The organism is Bradyrhizobium sp. 170 (genome assembly GCF_023101085.1).
Lineage (GTDB): Bacteria > Pseudomonadota > Alphaproteobacteria > Rhizobiales > Xanthobacteraceae > Bradyrhizobium.
This window is the reverse complement of sequence record NZ_CP064703.1, coordinates 6,428,059-6,446,778: the sequence shown is the minus strand read 5'-3', so window position 1 is coordinate 6,446,778 and position 18,720 is coordinate 6,428,059. Positions and strand designations below refer to the sequence as shown.

The following is an 18,720-nucleotide window of genomic DNA, read 5'->3' as shown; positions in this document are numbered from 1 at the left end:
TACTCTTGATGCTTCTTGTTTGAAGCAAGCCCAATATCACCGCTTCCGTGTCTCGGTGCAATTGTGCCCGGCTATATCGGCGGGTCGACAGGGCTGCCGCGCGCCGCTAAACAGGCGGATATATTCACCGATTTGGGAGCAGGACGATCGGCTTTCGCACGCCGCTGGCGCTTTTCTTCGTATCGCTGGGCATGGTTGCCGCGGTGTGGTGGTGGCTGGCCACACCGGTGGCGCTGACGCGCGCGCCGATCGATGACGCGGCGAAGCTGGAGTGCGTTTCCTACGCGCCGTTCAGGGGCGATCAGACGCCGCATGATCCGACGCTGATCGTCAGCCCGGAGCAGATCGCGGAGGACTTACGCGAACTTGCCAAGGTCTCCAAATGCATCCGCACCTATTCCATCGACAACGGGCTCGACAAGGTGCCCGAGCTTGCGTCCAGGGTCGGATTGAAGGTTCTGCTCGGCGTCTGGATCGGGCGTGATCGCGCAAAGAACGCGCTCCTGATCAACACCGCGGTCTCGCTGGTGAAGGATCATCCCGGCACGGTCGCGGCGATCATCGTCGGCAGCGAAGTACTGCTGCGCGGCGATATGACCGTGGGCGATCTTCGGGACACTATCCGTTCGGTCAAGCCGCGCGTGGACGTTCCGGTGACCTATGCCGACGTTTGGGAATTCTGGATGCGTTACCGCGAAGTCGGCGAGGACGTCGATTTCGTCACCGCCCATTTCCTGCCTTATTGGGAGGACGTTCCGCCGCGCGCCGAGGATGCGGCCGCGCATGTCGACGGCATTCGCAAGCAGGTGGTGGCAGCCTTTCCCGGCAAGGAGATCCTGATCGGCGAGACCGGTTGGCCCAGCCATGGGCGGATGCGCGACGGCGCGCTGGCTTCGCGCGTCAACCAGGCGCGTTTCATTTCCCAAATTCTCGAGCGGGCGAGACAGGACAATTTTCGCGTCAATTTTTTCGAGGCCTATGACGAGCCGTGGAAGCGCCGTTGGGAAGGAACGGTGGGCGGCTATTGGGGATTGTTCGACGGGATCGAACGCAAGCTGAAATATCCGGCCGGGGTGGCCATCAGCAACTATCCGTTCTGGAAGCTGCAGATGGGAAGCGGGCTGCTTCTTTGCATCGGCGTATTCGCCGTAGCCATGGTCACGCTGAAGCGCCGGCCGGCGCCGACGCCATTGGCATCGTGGCTCGCGGTCGCCGTATCAGCGTCTGCCAGCGGAATCCTGCTGGGCGTGAGCGCCGACAAGATGCTTCACGAAAGCTACGGGCTCGGCGGTTGGCTGGTTCAGGGCTTTTTGCTGGCGGCGGCAGTGACCGCGCCGCTGCTGTCCACCTATGCATTGATGTCGGGGCGCGGCCTTCCGTCGTTTCTTGAAGTGTTGGGGCCGCCCAAGGGCCTGACCCCGTTCTTCATGGCCAACATGCTGGGCGTCACGCTGATCGTGACGACGCTCATTGCCGCGCAAACCGCGCTCAGCCTGATATTCGACGCGCGCTGGCGCGATTTCCCCTTCGCTGCCCTGACCATGGCCGTGGTGCCGTTCTGGACGCTGGCATTCCTCAACGGTTCGAAATCCGGCGAGCGGCCGCTGTCCGAGGCCGTGTTCGCCGGGCTGTTCGCCATGGCGGCGGTCTATGTCGTCTTCAACGAAGGGTTCGAGAACTGGCAGGCGATGTGGACCGCGGCAGTGTATGTCCTGCTCGGCAGTGCGCTGTGGCGGGCGCGCACTGCTGCTGTTGCCTGAGTTCGCTCACGCCCCGCGTGCGATCTCGCGCACGATGCCGACCGTCTCCTCGATCATCGCAGCGCTGACGTCGAGATGGGTGCAGGCGCGAATGCGGCCGTCCATCATCGCGAGCAGAACGCCGCGCTTGCGCAAGGCCTCGACCATTTTGTCGCCGGCGACGCCGGCGCCGTCAGGCTTGAAGAACACCAGATTGGTCTCGGGTTGCTGCACCTCGATGCCGTTGATCTGCGACAGCCCGCGCGCCAGCGCACGCGCATTGGCGTGATCGTCGGCGAGGCGGTCGACGTGATGGTCAAGCGCGTAGACGCAAGCGGCTGCAGCAATGCCGGCTTGCCGCATCGACCCGCCGAGCCGCTGTTTCCAGCGCCAGACGTCATCGATGAAGGCGCGCGAACCCGCAATCACGCCGCCGATCGGCGCGCCGAGGCCTTTTGAGAAATCGATCCATGCGGAATCCCAGCCCGCGGCCATATCGCGCGCCGATATCCCGGTAGCTATGCAGGCATTCAGCAGCCGCGCGCCGTCCATATGGGTGATGAGCCCGTGCGCCTTGGCGATCTTTACCACCTCATCAAGTGCCGCTTTCTTCCAGATCGTGCCACCACCGATATTGGCGGTCTGCTCGACGCTGACGACGGTCTGCGGCGGCTGGTAGCGCGAGCGCGGGTGCAGCGCGGCGCGGAATGTCTCCGGCGCGAATTGCCCGTCGTCGCCCGGCAGCGGCGTGATCTGGAATCCGCCAAGGGCCGCATGCGCGCCGCCTTCGCGCGCAATGATATGCGCGCTGGCATGGGCGAGAATTTCGTCCCCCGGCCGGCAATGGGAGAGCGTAGCCGCGACGTTGCACATGGTGCCCGACGGCATGAACACGGCCGCTTCCTTGCCGAGCAGGTCAGCAACACGTTCGCACAGCAAGTTCACCGTCGGATCGTCGCCGATCTGTTCGTCGCCAACCTCGGCCCGCGCCATCGCTTCGCGCATCGCTTGTGTGGGGCGCGTCTGCGTATCAGACAGCAGGTTGATGCGGATGGGGTCAGCCTTGGGATCGCGCGGGGCAGGGGTGTAGTGCATGGAGGATTCTCTCTCGCTCACATTGTTATGGTTATGGCCGACAATCAGCGCGCCGTTTAAGCTACCTTGTTTTCGTCAATGGGTTCGGCAACGAGCCTAAGCCCGCGATCTGCGTCATACCCTCGGCCCGCGCGATCGTATCAAGCGCATCGCAGATGAATTCGGGATCGTCCGTCGCCAGCGCCTCCGAAAGGCAGTCGGCCATCGCCTGCGGACTCCTGAGACAATCTGCAGCATCGAAGTTTGAAATCTTGATCATCTGCGTAAGCCTGTACTCAGCCATGGCGTCGAGCAGCTACTCGCTTTCGGGCAGCGGCCAGGATCTCGTCGGGCGTGTCTGTGGTGAAGGTGTTGCAATCGGGATGCTTGAACATCTCTTGATAGCGGCGGACCTGCTCGTCCCGGGGGAGGTCAGCCCAGGCAGCAAGTTCGGCTTCGGTCGGTGCGGCCGAAGGCATGACGCGGGTCGGTTTGTCGGTCGTCTGCGACATCAGGCGATTGTAACCCGAACCAGCCATAAACAAAAAGGCCCCGGAAAAACCGGGGCCTTTGATATCTCGGAACTGAAAACCGATCAGCGCGAATAGAATTCGACGATCAGATGCGGCTCCATCTGCACCGCGAACGGCACGTCCGACAGCGCGGGGATGCGGGTGAATTTTGCAGTCATCTTGCCGTGATCGGCTTCGATGAAGTCGGGCACGTCGCGCTCGCCGAGCTGGCTTGCTTCCAGAACCGGGGTGAGCTGCTTGGAGGATTCCTTGATCTCGATGAGGTCGCCGGGCTTGAGCTTGTAGCTCGAAATGTTGACGCGGCGGCCGTTCACCTTGATGTGGCCATGGTTGATGAACTGGCGCGCGGCGAACATCGTCGCCACGAACTTGGCGCGATAGACCACGGTGTCGAGGCGGCGCTCCAGGAGGCCGATCAGGTTTTCACCGGTGTCGCCTTTCATCCGGCCGGCCTCGACATAGATGCCGTGGAACTGGCGCTCGGAAATGTTGGCGTAGTAGCCCTTGAGCTTCTGCTTGGCGCGGAGCTGCACGCCGAAGTCGGACAGCTTGCCCTTGCGGCGCTGGCCGTGCTGGCCGGGACCGTATTCACGGCGGTTCACGGGGCTCTTCGGGCGGCCCCAGATATTCTGGCCCATACGGCGATCGATCTTGTATTTCGCCTCACTGCGCTTTGTCATCGCGTCCTCTGCATTAGGTTTGAGTATTGAGGAAACGCGCCCTCCTGTGCACCGGCATGGCCGGGGCCGACAGGTCCGCCTCGAAAGCTCGGGGAAGACCACGGGTCGCGAAACGCAACGCGGGCCGAAATCGGCCCGCGAGCAAGCGGGTTCTTAGGGAGAAACCGCCGTTCTGTCAACGAAAACGGCCCAGTTTCCGGGCCAAATCGGCCCCGGTCAGGTCGCGACGGCCCGGACCGGTTTGGGCTCGCTTTGCTGCCGGTTTGCCCGCAATTCGGCGGCAATTTCACCGTTCAGCACCTGTTCCAGCCGGTTTAGCGCCCTGGCCATCGGGGCGGCGTCGGTAATCCGGTGATCCCAGCGCAGCACGACATCAATGGTCTGGTCAGGCTTTTCCACCCCATAGCTCACGACAAACGGCCCGGGGCTGATGGCGTGGAGCTGGCCGGTGCCATAGGCGGCCACCGAGGTCACGCCAAAACTGCCGAAATAATTGGCCCGCTGGCGGCCGAAATTCAGCCCGATCGCCCAGAACAGGCGGCGTAGCGGCAGCGGCAGCCGGGTGGTCCGCAAAATCTTCCGGAACGCCGGCACCTCGTCGATCGGCGCCTCCTTGGCGTGCCGGATCATGGCATCGACCTCGGCAAGCGGCATTTCATCCGGTGCAGCGACCTTTTGCGGCAGTACGCAATCCTGGCCGTCCTCGACCCTGGCGATTGCCACCATCGCGACGCTGCGGGGCAGTTCGTAAAAGGCGGGCATCGGCCATTTGACGTAGAGGGTGCGCAGCACCGGCTCTTCCTTCGCCACCAGCGCGAATGCCTTGACGAAGATCGCGGCCCAGCCCGGCCGCTCGGCGGCCTGCGCGCGGGCTTCCTGGAGGGCGCGGATATGAAGCGGACGCGCGAGCGAAACAAAGGGCACGCGGAGCGACGCGTGCATGAGGTCGGCGACCAGGCGGCGCGGTAGTGTGATTTTTCGAACCGTTCCGCGCATCGCTCCGCCGGGGTTTCCGCAATGGATCAATCAAAAAGCCGGCAGGCCGCCCAAGCTGCCTGCCATCACCTCATCTAGCACGAACAAGGCGTTTTGACGCCAGAAGGTTCGTATCCGGGATCGCCCGGTAAGCCCGGCGGCGCCCCCCCCCGAGGCGACGTAAACCGCAAGGGCCTTGAAGGGCTTGCCGCCGTCTCGGCACCTATCGCTTGATCCCCTCAAAGCTGGCCGCGATGCCGCGCTGGAACAGCGACCAGTCGAAGCCGAGCGCCAGCGCCACATAGCCGCGCTCGATCATCCGGTTGGCCTGCTCGGCCGTGCGTGCCACGCCGCCGATCGGCACCCCGCTTTTCAGGATGCCGGCCTCGGCGCGGGCCATCAGCTCCAGCACTTCGGGATCGTCGGGCAGGCCGCGCCTGTTGATGGAGGTCGCAAGGTCGCCGGGGCCGATCACCGCGAGGTCGATGCCTGGTGTCGCCATGATCTCGTCGATGCGCTCGACCGCCTCGACATGCTCGATGGTGACTATGCAGATCATGTCGTCATCCGCGGTCGCCATGTATTCCGTCATCGATACGCCCCAGCGGAACGGCGCGTGGAACGGCCCCCACAGCCGGTCGCCCTTCGGCGGATAGCGCACGCTGCGCACGGCTTTCTCGGCATCCGCGCGGCTGCAGATCATCGGAAAGTTTATTCCGAGCGCGCCGATGTCCATCGGCGCCTTCGCAAGCCATGGCTCGTTGGCGGCGATCCGCACCCACGGCACGCACGGCGTGCCTGACGTCGCCATGATCATCGCATGCGCCGAACCGAGATCGATCGGGCCGTGTTCGAGGTCGACAAGGATCCAGTCGATCCCCGAACGCGCCATGATCTGCACCGTCTGGATCGAGGGAATGGTCGCGATCGCGCCGAAGGTCGGGCGTCCCTCCCGCCATAGCTGTCGCAGACGGTTGAGCGGCGCAGGTTTTGCGGAGGTCAAGGCGGAAGCTCCCTAATCAAATGAATTAAAAAATCCGGCGCTCGGTATCATACGGATAATTCGTGGGCCATCGAGCCACATTGTTTTAACCCATCGCATTCTGCCCGCCACGATTCCGGCGCAAGCGGCAGCAACGCAAGGCGGTAAGCCAACCCCAAAGCAGTTCGAAGCGGTCTTCGCGGAGATCGGACGGATGGCAGGCCGGCAATTGGGCTAGGCGTGCGCCCAAGTCCGAGCGTTCGGCCGGCCCTAAACCAGAGGGCTTTGCGACATCATTGACCGGACATCGACGTTTCGTCCCGGTATAATCCCTCGCACAATAAACCCAAGGGAGGAGACAAAGATGAGGACAATACTGGTCGCTGCCGCACTTGCCGCCCTTACCGTCGGCGCATCTGCTCAAGACAAGCGCCCCGACTACGGCACAGAGGTCAATGCCGCGGGTGCGAAGAAGATCGCAGCCGGCGTCGTCGCCGAATGCCAGAAGAACGGATGGAATGTGGCGGTCGCCGTGGTCGATAATCACGGATTCCTTGTGTATTTCGAACGCATGGACAACACGCAGACGGCCAGCATGGACATCGCCATCGGTAAGGCGAGGGCCGCGGCGACCTATCGGCGCCCGACACGCGTCTTCATGGAGGCGATCAACAAAGGCGGGCCGGCCACGGCCACACTTCCCGGCGTCTTCGCCTCGCCCGGCGGATTGCCGATCATGGTCGACGGCAAAGTCACCGGCGGCGTGGGCGTGAGCGGCGTCACCGGCGACCAGGACGAGCAATGCTCGAAGGCCGGCCTCGGCATTACATAAGAATTTGCATCCTGCACTCCAGCGTACAAGCGCCGGCACGGTTCTGTTGTAGCCGTGCCGCGTCTTGGCTAACCACCAGCACGCAGAGGCCAGCGTCGCGCGTCTGCTAACGCGTGATGTGGGCTTCTGGTCATTTTCAGAATTCGGATTGCCTCAGGTATAGGTCCGTTCGCTCTTCAAGAGCAGTCACGGGGACGACTGCATAGCTTGTCCTTTCGGGCCAGTTGGCAGGCCCTTGAGTTCATGCGAACCACGCTCGGCGTATCGACCTCGATGCGGCGCAGATGCGGATGCACGGCGAGGTCGGCCCGCAAAGGCAAGCCAGTCGGACTGGCAGCAGTCCCCAACGCGCATCGAAAGGCGCGGGCGGGTAATTCGCCAGAATGCCATCGCCGTTGCTCTTGACCAGAATTCCGCGGTGGCGATCTGGTCCCGCAGCGGCTTGGTGACATTCATTATTCGCTGCCCGATCTGGATGAAGCGCATCAAAAAAGAAGTTCTTTCGTCCCACTTTCAGGGTTCCAAGGCCCGCGCCAGCGGCGCTGGTCCCCGGCTTACCCTGAAGCGCCTCAAAGGCTCCTGTGATACGCTACCCTTCTCCGAGCGATCAGGTGCGGCATGGATTGCCCGAGCTGCGGTAGTGCCAATCCGGAGGGGAAGAAGGTCTGCGGCGACTGCGGCGCGCCGCTCCCCGTGCGCTGTGCCGCCTGCGGGGCCGAAAACCCGTCGGGTAAAAGGTTCTGCGGCGACTGCGGTGCCGCGCTGACGCCGACCGGAGGTGCGCAAGTATCAGCAGCGGCCGGAGCGTCGACGCCCACCGTGCCGCGGGTCGCCGAACCGTCGATCTTGCCAACCGTGCCAAGTTCTTCCGCCGAGCGCCGCCAGCTCACGGTGATGTTCTGCGACCTCGTCGGCTCGACGGCGCTTGCGGCACAGCTCGATCCGGAAGATCTACGGGAGGTTATCGCCGCGTACCGCGATGGCGTGGCGGCGATCGTCCGCAAACATGGCGGCAGCATCAGCCGCTACATCGGCGATGGCATGCTGATCCTGTTCGGCCATCCCTCGGCGCACGAAGATGATGCCGAAAGCGCGGTGCGCGCCGCGCTCGAGATCGCCGCAGCTACGCACGCGCCGCCGGGCCTTGAGCTGCAGGTTCGCCTCGGCCTAGCGACTGGTCTCGTCATCGTCGGCGACCTGATCGGCAGCGAGGCGGCGGAGGCGCAGGCAGTGCTCGGCGAGACGCCGAATCTGGCCGCCCGGCTGCAAGCGCTCGCCGAACCGGATGGGGTGGTGATCGCCGAGGACACGCGGCGGCTCATCGGCGGGCTCTTTGATTACCAGGATCTCGGCCCGGTGACGTTGAAGGGCTTCGCCGCGCAGGTGCGCGCCTGGCGGGTGCTGCGCGAGGGCACAGCGGAGAGCCGGTTCGAGGCGCTGCACGCGGCCGCACTCACCCCACTGGTCGGGCGCGAGGAGGAACTCGAGCTGCTGGGGCGGCGGTGGCGGCGCGCGCGAACGGGCACCGGGCAAGTAGTGCTGCTCGCCGGCGAGGCGGGGATCGGCAAGTCGCGCTTGGTCACGGCTCTCCAGGAACGTATCGAGGGCGAGCCGCACACACGGTTGCGCTATTTCTGCTCGCCGCATCATCAGGACAGCGCGCTCTATCCCTTCATCGCGCAGCTCCAGCGAGCCGCAGGTTTCGAGCGCGAGGACAGACCGGAAGCCAGGCTCGACAAGCTGCGCGCGCTGCTATCCCCGGCATCGCCGCCGGACGAGGAAGTGGCAATCCTCGCCGAGCTGCTATCGATCCCGACCTGCGATAGCTACCTGCCGATTGCCCTTACGCCGCAGCAAAAGAAGGAGAGGAGCCTCGACGCTCTGGTTCGGCAGCTTGAAAGTCTGGCGCGACGACGTTCAATCATGATCCTCTTCGAGGACGCGCAATGGATCGATCCGAGCTCGCGCGAATTGCTGGACCGGACCGTCGAGCGGGTGGCGAGCCTGCCGGTGCTGCTGCTGATCACGTTCCGCCCCGAGCTTCAGTCCGCTTGGACCGGGAAGTCCCACGTCAGCGCGATGGTGCTGAACCGCCTTGACCAGGGCGCGAGCGCCGCGCTGATCCGGAGCGTGGCCGGCAACCGGACACTGCCGAGCGAGATCCTCGATGAGATCGCTGAGCGGACGGATGGTGTACCGCTGTTCGTCGAGGAACTGACCAAGGCGGTGCTCGAAGCCGCTGCCGGGGTCGCGCGAGCCGTCTCCGCTGCGCCGCTTCCGGGGCTCACGGTGCCACCCACTTTGCACGCTTCGCTGATGGCGCGGCTCGACCGTATCGGCCCTGTCGCGAAGGAGGTGGCGCAAGTCGGCGCGGCCATCGGCCGGGAATTCTCCTACGATCTGCTCGCCGCCGTGGCGCACCGGAGCGACAGCGAGCTGCGAGCGGCGCTCGACCGGCTGATCGGCGCCGGGCTGGTGTTTCGGCGCGGCGAACCGCCCGACGCCAATTTCCTCTTCAAACACGCATTGGTGCAGGACGCGGCGTACGGCACCCTGCTGCGCGGCCACCGCCGCGAGCTGCACGCCCGGATCGCTCGCGTGCTGGAGGAGAGATTCACCAAGGCCGCCGAGGCGCATCCGGAGATCCTCGCGCATCATTGCGGGAATGCGGGTCTGATCGAGAAGGCGGTTTCTTATTGGCAGCAGGCGGGCCAGCGTTCCAAGGCGCGCTCGGCGATGGCAGAAGCGATCAGGCAGATGCGGAAGGCGCTCGATCTCTTGTTCGAGCTGCCGGAAACCCCCGAGCGCCAGCGTACCGAACTCGAACTTCAACTCGCGCTCGGCGGCGCGCTGATCGCCGCGAAGGGCCATGGGGCCGAAGAAACCGGAAAGGCCTACGTGCGGGCGCGCCGTCTCTGCGAGCTGCAGAACGACACGCCGAACCTGCTCAAGGCGCTGTGGGGCGAGTTCGTGCATCATCACACGCGCGCTGAAACGAACCGATCGCATCGCGCCGCAGAGGAACTGCTCAACTTGGCCGCACGACAGGAAGATAGGGCCGCCTTGGTGGCAGGTCATCGGGCGGTCGGCGACAGCTGGCTCCATCGCGGACGATTGGGCGCGGCGCGTGCACATCTCGAGCAAGGGCTCGCCTTCTACGACCCGGCGCAACATCACTCTCTAACGGTTCTCTTCGCCGAAAACGCCCGCGTGGCGATGCTCTCCTTCCTGTCGCTGACGCTCGGGCTTCTTGGCTTCGCCGATCAGGCCCAGGCGCGGAGCAGGGAAGCCGTGGCCGAGGCGCGTGAGCTGTCGCACCCGATCAGCCTCGCCTTCGCGCTGAGCGTCGCCTGCCGGCTGCACTTCGTGCTCGAGGATCCGCGCACCGTGCGCCGGCGGGCGGAAGAGCTGATTGCGCTGACCACGGAGCAACGGTTTGCCTTCTTCCTCGCGATGGGAACGACATATCGCGGCTGGACGCTGGTCGAGGCCGGCGACGCCGAGGCGGGGATAGATTTGCTGAGGCGCGGCATCGAGGGGTTCCAAGCGTCCGGCGCGGCATGGATCCTTCCGTTCTACCTCGCGCAGCTTGCCACCGCGCACGCGAAGACGGGGCGGCCCGAAGAGGGTCTAGGCCGGCTGTCCGAGGCCTTGGCTCTGACCGAGAAATCGGGAGTACGGTGGTTCGAGGCCGAACTTCATCGGCGCCGAGGCGAACTGTTGCTCACCGCTCACGCGGGCGCCGAAGCCGAAGCGGAGGCCGACTTTCGCCACGCCATCGCGATCGCGCGCCGACAGGACGCGAAGCTCTGGGAACTCCGCGCCGCCACCAGCCTTGCCCGGCTCTGGCGCGGCCAAGGCAAGCGCGATGAAGCCCGCGCACCCCTCATGTCGGTCCACGGCTGGTTCACCGAGGGTTTCGACACGCCCGATCTGAAGGAAGCCAAGGCGCTGCTCGACGAACTAAGCGCGTAGAAGTCACCGTACGCGCGGCATACCCGACGGTGAACTGAAACGATCTTGGCAAACAACGCCGAGGGTGCCACAGTCGGTTTTTGCACGCCACAGACTCTACGCCGGGACGCGCCCGCCGAAAAACGGCATCAGCGCCCGGCTCAGCGTGTGTGGCCGCTGGGATGTGAAGATCATCTCGGCGCCGGCCGTATCGCTTTCGCGGCCCGGAGACCCGAGCAGGTCAGCCACGCGCCGGGCGATGGCGGGTGCCGGATCGATCCAGTCGACCGGCCACCGCGCGAGCCTTGTCAGGCGGTCGAGCAGCAGCGGATAGTGGGTGCAGGCCAGCACGACGGTGTCGGTGCGATCCCCGCCATTTCCGACAAAGCAGGGGGCAAGCTCGGCCGCGATATCCGCATCGCTCACGTCGTTGCCGCTGAGGGCGGATTCGGCGAGCGAGGCGAGTTCCGCCGATCCCACCAGCGTCACGTCGCAGCCTTGCGCGAAATCGTCGATCAGGCGTCTGGTGTATTCGCGCTTGACGGTGCCCTTGGTGCCGAGCACCGACACGCGTTTGGTCTTCGAACTGGCGCAGGCCGGCTTGATCGCAGGCACGGTGCCAACGAACGGCACGCTATAGGCGCTGCGCAGATGCGACATCACGAGCGTGGAAGCGGTGTTGCAGGCGATCACCACCAAAGCAGGGGCGTGGCGCGCGATCAACTCGCCGATCAGCGGCACCACGCGGGCGATGATCTCCTGCTCGCCGTGATGGCCGTAGGGAAAGAACGCATCGTCGGCGACATAGACGTAGTGCGCGTCGGGCCGCGCGCGGACGATCTCGCGCAGGACCGTGAGGCCGCCAAGGCCGGAGTCGAAGACGAGGATGGTGGGCGGGGCTGACACGCTGCGATCTTAGCCGATCTGCGGTTACCGTTGGGTTGCTTTATGACGGGCCGGCGGCGTCATGGCGGTTGTCGGCGGCGGATGTGACAATTTGGAACGATTTAAATCGGCTTGGCAAGGCCGGAAAACTGCTGGGGCGGGCGCCCAGGGGTCAATTCAAGGCACCCGCAGGCAGGTTCGACCGATGGGCGAGGGAAGTCCCGCCAAGCGGTTGCACCGGTTGGAAATTCTCCCATTTAGCGTTTTGGCCCTTTGCGCCGGCGGAACGATCAGCTCTCGCCGAACACGCGCTTGAAGATCGTATCGACGTGCTTGAAGTGATAGCCGAGGTCGAACTGCTCCTCGATGTCGGCATCGGTCAGGTGCTTCTTCACGTCAGGATCTTTCTTGAGCAGCGTCTGGAAGTCGCCTTCGCCGCGCCAGACCGGCATGGCGTTGCGCTGGACGTATTTGTAGGCGTCCTCGCGGCTGGCGCCCTTTTGCGTCAGCGCGATCAGAAGCCGCTGCGAATGCACGAGGCCGCCGAGGCGGTCGAGGTTCTTCTGCATGTTGGCGGGATAGATCAAGAGCTTCTCGATCAGGCCGGCGAGGCGCATCAGCGCGAAGTCGAGCGTCACGGTGGCGTCAGGCCCGATCATGCGTTCGGCCGAGGAGTGCGAGATGTCGCGCTCATGCCAGAGGGCTACGTTTTCCATTGCCGGCATCGCATAGGCGCGCACCATGCGCGAAAGCCCGGTGAGATTTTCCGACAGGACAGGATTGCGCTTGTGCGGCATCGCCGACGAGCCCTTCTGGCCCTCGGAGAAGAATTCTTCCGCTTCCAGCACCTCGGTGCGCTGCAGATGGCGGATTTCGATCGACAGCCGCTCGACGGAAGAGGCGATCACGCCAAGCGTCGCAAAATACATCGCGTGACGGTCGCGCGGGATCACCTGGGTCGAGATCGGCTCCGGCACCAGTCCCATCGCCTTGGCGACATGTTCTTCGACGCGCGGATCGATTTGCGCGAAGGTGCCGACGGCGCCCGAAATCGCACAGGTCGCGACTTCCTTGCGAGCGGCGACCAGGCGCTCGCGGGCGCGCGAAAATTCCGCATAGGCGTAGGCGAGCTTGAGCCCGAACGTCACCGGCTCGGCGTGGATGCCGTGGGAGCGGCCGATGGTCGGCGTCGTCTTGTGCTCGAAGGCACGCTTCTTCAGCGCCGCCAGAACCTTGTCGACGTCCGATATCAACAGGTCCGCGGCGCGGGTGAGCTGCACGTTGAGGCAGGTGTCGAGCACGTCGGAGGAGGTCATGCCCTGATGGACGAAGCGGGCCTCTGGGCCGACGATTTCGGCCAGATGGGTCAGGAAGGCGATGACGTCGTGCTTGGTCTCGCGCTCGATCTCGTCGATCCGCGCCACGTCGAAGGTCGCATCCCTGGCCTTGGCCCAGATCGTCTTCGCGGCTTCCTTCGGGATGACGCCGATTTCCGCCTGCGCATCAGCCGCATGCGCCTCGATCTCGAACCAGATCTTGAAGCGGGTCTGGGGCTCCCAGATGGAAGCCATTTCCGGGCGGGTATAGCGGGGGATCATCGAAAACTCCGGGCAGCGTAGGGCGGGGACGCGAGGCGATCCCGGCCGATTTGTTTTTACGTCACGGCTTAGCAAATCGGGTCAGGGGAGGCCACCCATACGGGGGCGCAGGGACGGGAAAACCGGCCTGCGCTGGCAGGGCAAAAGCCCGCTCGGGACGGGGCGCCCGGGCCGCCGCTAAAGACTGGCCAGTCCGCACTCCACGGCCAGGCGGACAAGCTGCGCGTCCGTTCGCATGCCGGTCTTGGTCTTGATCAGGTAATGGTAGTTTTGCACGGTCTTGATGCTGAGATTGAGGTTTGAGGCGATCTGCTCCGTGGTCGCGCCGGCTGCCAGCTGCCTGAGGATCTCGATTTCCCGCTCACCGAGCTGATCGAGCACCGATCCCGAAGGGGAGAGGCTTTCCATCGCCAGAACGCGGGCAATGTCGTCGCTGATCGCCGGCTCGCCGCGGACAATCGAACGGATCGCCCGGATCAGCTCGGTGGGGGCGGAGCCTTTCGTCACATAGCCGTTCGCCCCGGCATTGAAGGCCGCCTTCACCTGCGCCGCCTCGCAGTGCATGCTGAAGACCAGAATGCGCGCGCCGGAACTGCGCGAGCGGATGTTCCTGACGGCCTCGAGGCCGCTGGCGCCCGGCATCAGGATGTCCATCACCACGACGTCGGGGGTGTGCGCCTTGAAGGCGCGGTAGGCGTCGGCTGCGTTGTCGGCCTCGGCCACTACCTGGAAATCGTCCTGATGTTCGAGGACGCGCCGGTAGCCTTGCCGGACAACGGGATGGTCGTCGACGAGCAGGATCGAAATGCCTGGGGTCTGCGGCGTGCTCATCCGACGAACCGCGTCAGGCGGCAAGCGGGATCGTGGCGGCCACGCTCACCCCGCGATTGGCATCCGCTATCGACAGCGAGCCGCCAAGGGCGGCGACCCGCTCGCGAATGCCTGTCAGCCCGAAGCCGGTGGATGCTGCCACCTTGGCCGCATCGCCGCCGCCGTCGTCCTCGACATGGACCAGCAGGGCGTTTTCCGCCCCCGTGCGCCGCTCGATCCGCAGCACGACCCCGCGCGCCGAACTGTGCCGCAGCGAGTTGGTCAGGCATTCCTGAACCATCCGGTAGGCGGTCGCGGCGACGGCGCCGCGGACGTCGGCGAGATCGCCCTTGAGATCGAGCTGGATCATCGGCTGCGTCGCATTCCCCGACCGCCAGTTGTCGACGAGATCGACAAGGCAGGCCTCCAGCCCGAGTTCCTCGGCCGGCGGATGGCGCAATCGCTTCAGGGTATCCCGGAGGCAGGCCATGATGCGATGGGTGGCTTGCGAGATCATCCGCGCGTCCTGGGCGACCTCGCATCTGCTCTGGTCCTGCGCCTGCGCGCTGGCGACCTCGATCGTGTTGGCAAAGGCAAGGATCGCGGCCAGGTTCTGTCCGAACTCGTCGTGCAAGTCGCGGGCAAGCGCGCGCCGCTCGTCGCTGCGGATTTCCAATAGACGCCGGGTCAGCGCCGCACGTTCCTCCATGGCCTGCGCAAGACGGTCGCCGAGCTCTCCAACCGCTTGTCCGATCATGGCAAGGTCCATCGACCGGAAGCGCGGCAGCGAGGTTCGGTATTGGCCGCGCGCCATGCGCTGCAGGGCGGCAACGATCTGCTGTGCGGGCGCCAGCGTATGCGCAATCGCCAGCGATGCGAGCAGCGCGATCGCCACCGCCATCAGCAGCGCGAGGTGGATGTTGTCGAGGATATGCTGCCAGGCCAGCGCGATGGCGGCATTCGGATCGGGGGTGGCCGAGACACTGCCTGCGCTCGCTGCGCGCGCGCTGATCGGCCGGACGACCGCGGCGTGATCTCCAAGCAATTTCTGCACGGCGGCCGCGAACCAGTGCGGCGGAACTTGGCCGATCCCCTTGCTCTGGCCGCAGAGCGGCCGCTCGAACGCGCCGGCGGGCTCGATCTGGACGCAGATGCCCGGCGAGATCAGCCCCATCGTTTCAATGGTGCGCCATTGCGGCGCCGGCAGTAGTTGCTCGCGCATCCTGTTGCCGCGCAACAGCAATTCGCGCCAGTAGAGCGCCTCCAGCGCGACCGAGATGCGTTCGGCGGAAGCGGCCGTGGCGCGATCGACGCTGCGATGGGCGTCGATCGTCGCCCAGACGGTCGCCGCGCCCAGGCACAGGATGACGATGATGAACAGGCGGCCGACAAGCTGAAGGACGAGGCGCATGCGATCACTCCCCAACGTGCGGATGAGTGCAACAGCACCGCTAATTCGCGCCAAATGCAAGCCGGCGAGGCGCAACTCGGGAAATTTTCCCAACCAACCCTGGGCATATGTCTTTGGACGCGGCTGTGGCCCGCTGATCTAACCAAACGCACGGATTTTCGTCGCGGACCGGCCTTGGGCGGAACCGCTCTTCCCAGCCAGGGAGCTAACGCAGCATGAGTGCCACGGCCAGCGCAGAGACAGCGTCCTCCGGCGCAGATACGTCCGAACGCAGTGTCCTCCTGTTGTGGATGATCTTCACCGGGTTGTCGGTGTTCGCCGTCGTCCTGTTGTGGCGGTATGGACTGCTCCATCTGATGGTCAGTTCCGACCGCACCTACATTTCGAGCGTCATTGCCGTCCTCTATTTCGTCACCTGCTTCCATTGCTTCTGGCGGACGCGCGCGATCGCGCGTGAGGGCGAGATCACGCGCCGTTGCCGCGCCATCCTGTCGGCGCCCGGCGGCGCGAGGGGACTTGGCGACGCGCGCGCCCTGCCGGGCGGCCTGGTGCCGGACCACATCCGCAACCTGGTACAGAAGGCCAAGGCGCAAGCCGCGGGGCGTATCGACCAGACGCTGCTGCTGCGGTCACTCGCCGACCGCTTGCGCGGCTCCAACGGGTTTGGCGCATTCGTCTCCGACACGCTGATGAAGCTCGGCCTGCTCGGCACGATCGTCGGCTTCATCATCATGCTGGCGCCGATCGCAACCCTCGATGCGGCCGACAAGGCCGCCATGAAAACATCGATGGGCCTGATGAGCGACGGCATGGCGGTGGCCATGTACACGACGCTGGCGGGCCTGATCGGCTCCATCCTCGTCCGCATCCAATACTACATGCTCGATGCCGCGACCCAGCGGGTGTTTTCCGATGCCGTCATGCTGACCGAGACCCACGTCACGCCCGCCTTGGAAAGCCGTCCTGGAACGCCGTCATGATGGATGACTTCGGTCTCTATCCGCGCGAGGAGCCGTTCGACCCGCTAGGCGTGATGCTGTTCAAGGCGCTGCAGGTGATCGCGTTCCTGTTCTTCCTGGCGCTGCTTGCGGTTTCGCCGGACGCCAAGGATGGCAATATCGATTCCAAGGCCGAATTCCTCATCACGATGGACTGGCCGGACAATCATCCTGATGACTTCGATCTGTTCGTGCAGGACCCTGCCGGCAACATCGCCTGGTACCGCCGGCGCGAAGCCGGTTTCCTCACCCTCGACCGCGATGACCGCGGCGGCGCGAACGATTCCATCGTCGTCGCCGGCAAGAAGATCCTGTCGCCGATCCGGGAGGAAATCGTCACGGTGCGCGGCATCGTCCCCGGCGAATACACCGTCAACGTCTCGCACTTTCAGGCCATCACCGGGCAGCCCGTCGCGGTGAGCGTGAAGGTCCAGAAGCTCAATCCAACCGCGCAGGTGATCTTCGACAACAAGCTCACGCTCGACCACACCGGCGATGAGAAGACGGCGGTGCGCTTCTGGCTCGACGCCGCAGGCAAGGTGGTCGACGTCCAGCAGCGGCAGAAGTCGCTGATGGAGACGTTCCGCAACGTTCGCTCCAACGGCGCGGACCTCGATCCGAAAACCGGCGTGAGGATGCCGCGCCGTGAATAGCCTTCAATCCGTCATCCTCACGCTCTCCATCAGCTACGCGCTGATCGGCGCGCTGCTGCTGATCGTCGTGGTCTATGCGCGCCTGCCGTGGTCCGCCAAGGCGGTCGCTGTGGTGGTGACGAGCGCGTTCTACATCGCAAGCTTTGTCGGCGTGCGCGGGCTGCTGGGCTGGGCCACCGTCGACAGGCTGCCGGCAGCGTTCAAATTGCTGCAGGCCCGCATCGTGGAGCCGCACTCGCTGGAGGGCGATCCGGGCTCAATCTATCTCTGGGTCGAGACCCTCGACGAAGGAAATCGGCCGAGCGGCGTTCCCCGGGCGTTTCGCATTCCCTACAGCGACAGGCTTGCGGAAAAGACCGACAAGGCGGCGGGCGAAATCGCCGCCGGCCGTCCGCAGGGCGGTCGCGCCGCCGATTTTGGCGATGGCGGCGGCAGCCTGCTCCAGGCCGCCCGCGAGTACATCACGCCCAGCATGATCCTGGACACGTCGGGCGGCGATCCCTCGACCGGCGGGGGATTGGTCGCGGCGCCCCGCGATGGCGACGGGGTGGCGTTTACCCCGCTGCTTCCGCCGCGGATGCCCCCGAAGGACGAGCAATAGGCTTCGGCGCGAGACCAAGGCGGACCCCGACAATCACGGATTATTGAGTGACAGATATTGAAATCTGTCAGCGAGACATGCTATATCCATTGCCGACGCCAGTATTGGGCGTCACCCGGCTCTTAAGGTTTTTGAGCCCGGGGACTCGCAAAGGACTACGCTATGACGACCCATCTCATTCATCTGACCGCCCAAATCCAGCGCTGGCTCAACCAGAGCGTCGCCCGTCATCTGGCCGCCCAGGCCGAGCGGCTGGAACCGGCGACGAAACATTAACCCGCCAAGGTGATTGCCTAAGGGGGATTAGATGACCACCCGTCCCATCGTTTCGCAGGTGCGCGCATGAACGAAGTCGTGGTTCTGACCCCCGAACGGATTCTGGAAGTAACCGAGGACGTTCTGCGCCGCTACGGGTTGGCCAAGGCCACTGTGGTGGACGTTGCACGTGCGCTCGATGTCAGCCACGGCAGCGTCTATCGCCATTTCCCCAGCAAGGCCTCGCTGCGCGAAGCGGTGGCCAAGCGCTGGCTCGACCGTCTCAGCGCGCCTCTGCTGAAGATCGCAGAAACTTCCGGCCCGGCGCCCGCTCGGCTGGAGAAGTGGCTGCGCACGATGTTTTCGATCAAGCACAAGCGGCTTGGCGACGATCCCGAAATGTTTGCGACCTACCTGGCGCTGGCCCGCGAGGCCTGCCAGTCGGTGAACTGCCACAAGGACTGCCTGGTCGATCAGATTGCCCTGATCCTGTCCGACGGCTTGAAGCAGGGCGCGTTCGAGGTCGCCGACATCAAGGTGACGGCGCGCGCGATTTTCGATGCCACAAGCCGCTTCCACCATCCGGCCCACGCCGAGGAATGGAATGAGCCGGGCGCCCCGGCACGGATCGACGCGCTGCTCGCGCTCGTGCTCAAGGGTTTGGAAGCGCCCCGCAAGCGCTGAACCATCTCTCCGAGCGGCTCGCCCGAATACAACTATCGCAGGAAATCAAGCTCGTT

General features: G+C 64.8%; 17 protein-coding genes. 7 read left to right on the top strand and 10 right to left on the bottom strand.

The window, feature by feature from the left end:
- Positions 1-191 precede the first annotated feature (191 nt).
- Positions 192-1,760: a beta-(1-6) glucans synthase gene (locus tag IVB05_RS30105; protein WP_247779629.1), complete on the top strand. Its 1,569-nt coding sequence runs from the start codon at positions 192-194 to the stop codon at positions 1,758-1,760.
- Positions 1,761-1,766: 6 nt separating this feature from the next.
- Here IVB05_RS30105 and IVB05_RS30100 read toward each other — a convergent pair whose 3' ends face one another.
- From IVB05_RS30100 to IVB05_RS30075, 6 genes are all read right to left on the bottom strand, one after another.
- The gene (locus IVB05_RS30100; protein ID WP_247779627.1) at positions 1,767-2,834 is read right to left on the bottom strand and encodes a threonine aldolase family protein; all 1,068 of its coding nucleotides are present in this window, start codon (positions 2,832-2,834) and stop codon (positions 1,767-1,769) included.
- Positions 2,835-2,895: 61 nt separating this feature from the next.
- On the bottom strand, positions 2,896-3,093 hold the full coding sequence (locus tag IVB05_RS30095) for a hypothetical protein (RefSeq protein ID WP_346771793.1): 198 nt from the start codon (positions 3,091-3,093) through the stop codon (positions 2,896-2,898).
- 16 nt (positions 3,094-3,109) lie between these two features.
- Complete coding sequence (locus IVB05_RS30090) at positions 3,110-3,325, bottom strand: hypothetical protein (RefSeq protein WP_247779623.1); 216 nt, start codon at positions 3,323-3,325, stop codon at positions 3,110-3,112.
- An 83-nt stretch (positions 3,326-3,408) separates the two neighbouring features.
- Positions 3,409-4,026, bottom strand: coding sequence for a 30S ribosomal protein S4 (gene rpsD, locus IVB05_RS30085; protein ID WP_247779621.1), 618 nt, complete (start codon positions 4,024-4,026; stop codon positions 3,409-3,411).
- A 216-nt stretch (positions 4,027-4,242) separates the two neighbouring features.
- Positions 4,243-5,022, bottom strand: coding sequence for an acyltransferase (locus tag IVB05_RS30080; RefSeq protein WP_247779619.1), 780 nt, complete (start codon positions 5,020-5,022; stop codon positions 4,243-4,245).
- Positions 5,023-5,224: 202 nt separating this feature from the next.
- Positions 5,225-6,004: an aldolase/citrate lyase family protein gene (locus IVB05_RS30075; RefSeq protein ID WP_247779617.1), complete on the bottom strand. Its 780-nt coding sequence runs from the start codon at positions 6,002-6,004 to the stop codon at positions 5,225-5,227.
- Positions 6,005-6,347: 343 nt separating this feature from the next.
- Between IVB05_RS30075 and IVB05_RS30070 the strand changes: the two genes are divergently transcribed.
- Complete coding sequence (locus IVB05_RS30070; RefSeq protein ID WP_247779615.1) at positions 6,348-6,815, top strand: heme-binding protein; 468 nt, start codon at positions 6,348-6,350, stop codon at positions 6,813-6,815.
- Between the two features lie 819 nt (positions 6,816-7,634).
- Positions 7,635-10,790: an AAA family ATPase gene (locus IVB05_RS30065; RefSeq protein ID WP_247779614.1), complete on the top strand. Its 3,156-nt coding sequence runs from the start codon at positions 7,635-7,637 to the stop codon at positions 10,788-10,790.
- 96 nt (positions 10,791-10,886) lie between these two features.
- Here IVB05_RS30065 and murI read toward each other — a convergent pair whose 3' ends face one another.
- The 4 genes from murI to IVB05_RS30045 form a co-directional block, all read right to left on the bottom strand.
- On the bottom strand, positions 10,887-11,675 hold the full coding sequence (gene murI / locus IVB05_RS30060; protein ID WP_247779612.1) for a glutamate racemase: 789 nt from the start codon (positions 11,673-11,675) through the stop codon (positions 10,887-10,889).
- Between the two features lie 269 nt (positions 11,676-11,944).
- Positions 11,945-13,252: an adenylosuccinate lyase gene (purB, locus tag IVB05_RS30055; protein WP_247779611.1), complete on the bottom strand. Its 1,308-nt coding sequence runs from the start codon at positions 13,250-13,252 to the stop codon at positions 11,945-11,947.
- A gap of 177 nt (positions 13,253-13,429) precedes the next feature.
- Positions 13,430-14,083, bottom strand: a complete 654-nt coding sequence (locus IVB05_RS30050; protein ID WP_247787120.1) for a response regulator transcription factor — start codon at positions 14,081-14,083, stop codon at positions 13,430-13,432.
- Positions 14,084-14,096: 13 nt separating this feature from the next.
- Positions 14,097-15,473: a histidine kinase gene (locus IVB05_RS30045; protein ID WP_247779609.1), complete on the bottom strand. Its 1,377-nt coding sequence runs from the start codon at positions 15,471-15,473 to the stop codon at positions 14,097-14,099.
- A 215-nt stretch (positions 15,474-15,688) separates the two neighbouring features.
- Between IVB05_RS30045 and IVB05_RS30040 the strand changes: the two genes are divergently transcribed.
- The 4 genes from IVB05_RS30040 to IVB05_RS30025 all read left to right on the top strand — a co-directional run bounded on the left by IVB05_RS30040 (position 15,689) and on the right by IVB05_RS30025 (position 18,664).
- Positions 15,689-16,453, top strand: a complete 765-nt coding sequence (locus IVB05_RS30040; RefSeq protein ID WP_247779607.1) for a MotA/TolQ/ExbB proton channel family protein — start codon at positions 15,689-15,691, stop codon at positions 16,451-16,453.
- Positions 16,450-17,124: a hypothetical protein gene (locus IVB05_RS30035; RefSeq protein ID WP_247779606.1), complete on the top strand. Its 675-nt coding sequence runs from the start codon at positions 16,450-16,452 to the stop codon at positions 17,122-17,124. The genes IVB05_RS30040 and IVB05_RS30035 overlap by 4 nt, the downstream gene beginning before the upstream one ends.
- On the top strand, positions 17,117-17,725 hold the full coding sequence (locus tag IVB05_RS30030) for a hypothetical protein (protein WP_247779605.1): 609 nt from the start codon (positions 17,117-17,119) through the stop codon (positions 17,723-17,725). The genes IVB05_RS30035 and IVB05_RS30030 overlap by 8 nt, the downstream gene beginning before the upstream one ends.
- 342 nt (positions 17,726-18,067) lie before the next feature.
- Positions 18,068-18,664: a TetR family transcriptional regulator gene (locus IVB05_RS30025; RefSeq protein ID WP_247779604.1), complete on the top strand. Its 597-nt coding sequence runs from the start codon at positions 18,068-18,070 to the stop codon at positions 18,662-18,664.
- The last annotated feature ends 56 nt before the right edge of the window (positions 18,665-18,720 follow it).

Bases quoted from the DNA above. Each gene is read 5' to 3' on its own strand.
- IVB05_RS30095 (WP_346771793.1), bottom strand. From the start codon at position 3,093: ATGATCAAGATTTCAAACTTCGATGCTGCAGATTGTCTCAGGAGTCCG.
- IVB05_RS30035 (WP_247779606.1), top strand. From the start codon at position 16,450: ATGATGGATGACTTCGGTCTCTATCCGCGCGAGGAGCCGTTCGACCCG.
- IVB05_RS30090 (WP_247779623.1), bottom strand. From the start codon at position 3,325: ATGTCGCAGACGACCGACAAACCGACCCGCGTCATGCCTTCGGCCGCA.
- IVB05_RS30040 (WP_247779607.1), top strand. From the start codon at position 15,689: ATGAGTGCCACGGCCAGCGCAGAGACAGCGTCCTCCGGCGCAGATACG.
- IVB05_RS30025 (WP_247779604.1), top strand. From the start codon at position 18,068: ATGAACGAAGTCGTGGTTCTGACCCCCGAACGGATTCTGGAAGTAACC.
- IVB05_RS30105 (WP_247779629.1), top strand. From the start codon at position 192: ATGGTTGCCGCGGTGTGGTGGTGGCTGGCCACACCGGTGGCGCTGACG.
- IVB05_RS30050 (WP_247787120.1), bottom strand. From the start codon at position 14,083: ATGAGCACGCCGCAGACCCCAGGCATTTCGATCCTGCTCGTCGACGAC.
- IVB05_RS30100 (WP_247779627.1), bottom strand. From the start codon at position 2,834: ATGCACTACACCCCTGCCCCGCGCGATCCCAAGGCTGACCCCATCCGC.
- IVB05_RS30045 (WP_247779609.1), bottom strand. From the start codon at position 15,473: ATGCGCCTCGTCCTTCAGCTTGTCGGCCGCCTGTTCATCATCGTCATC.
- rpsD (WP_247779621.1), bottom strand. From the start codon at position 4,026: ATGACAAAGCGCAGTGAGGCGAAATACAAGATCGATCGCCGTATGGGC.
- IVB05_RS30070 (WP_247779615.1), top strand. From the start codon at position 6,348: ATGAGGACAATACTGGTCGCTGCCGCACTTGCCGCCCTTACCGTCGGC.
- purB (WP_247779611.1), bottom strand. From the start codon at position 13,252: ATGATCCCCCGCTATACCCGCCCGGAAATGGCTTCCATCTGGGAGCCC.
- IVB05_RS30080 (WP_247779619.1), bottom strand. From the start codon at position 5,022: ATGCGCGGAACGGTTCGAAAAATCACACTACCGCGCCGCCTGGTCGCC.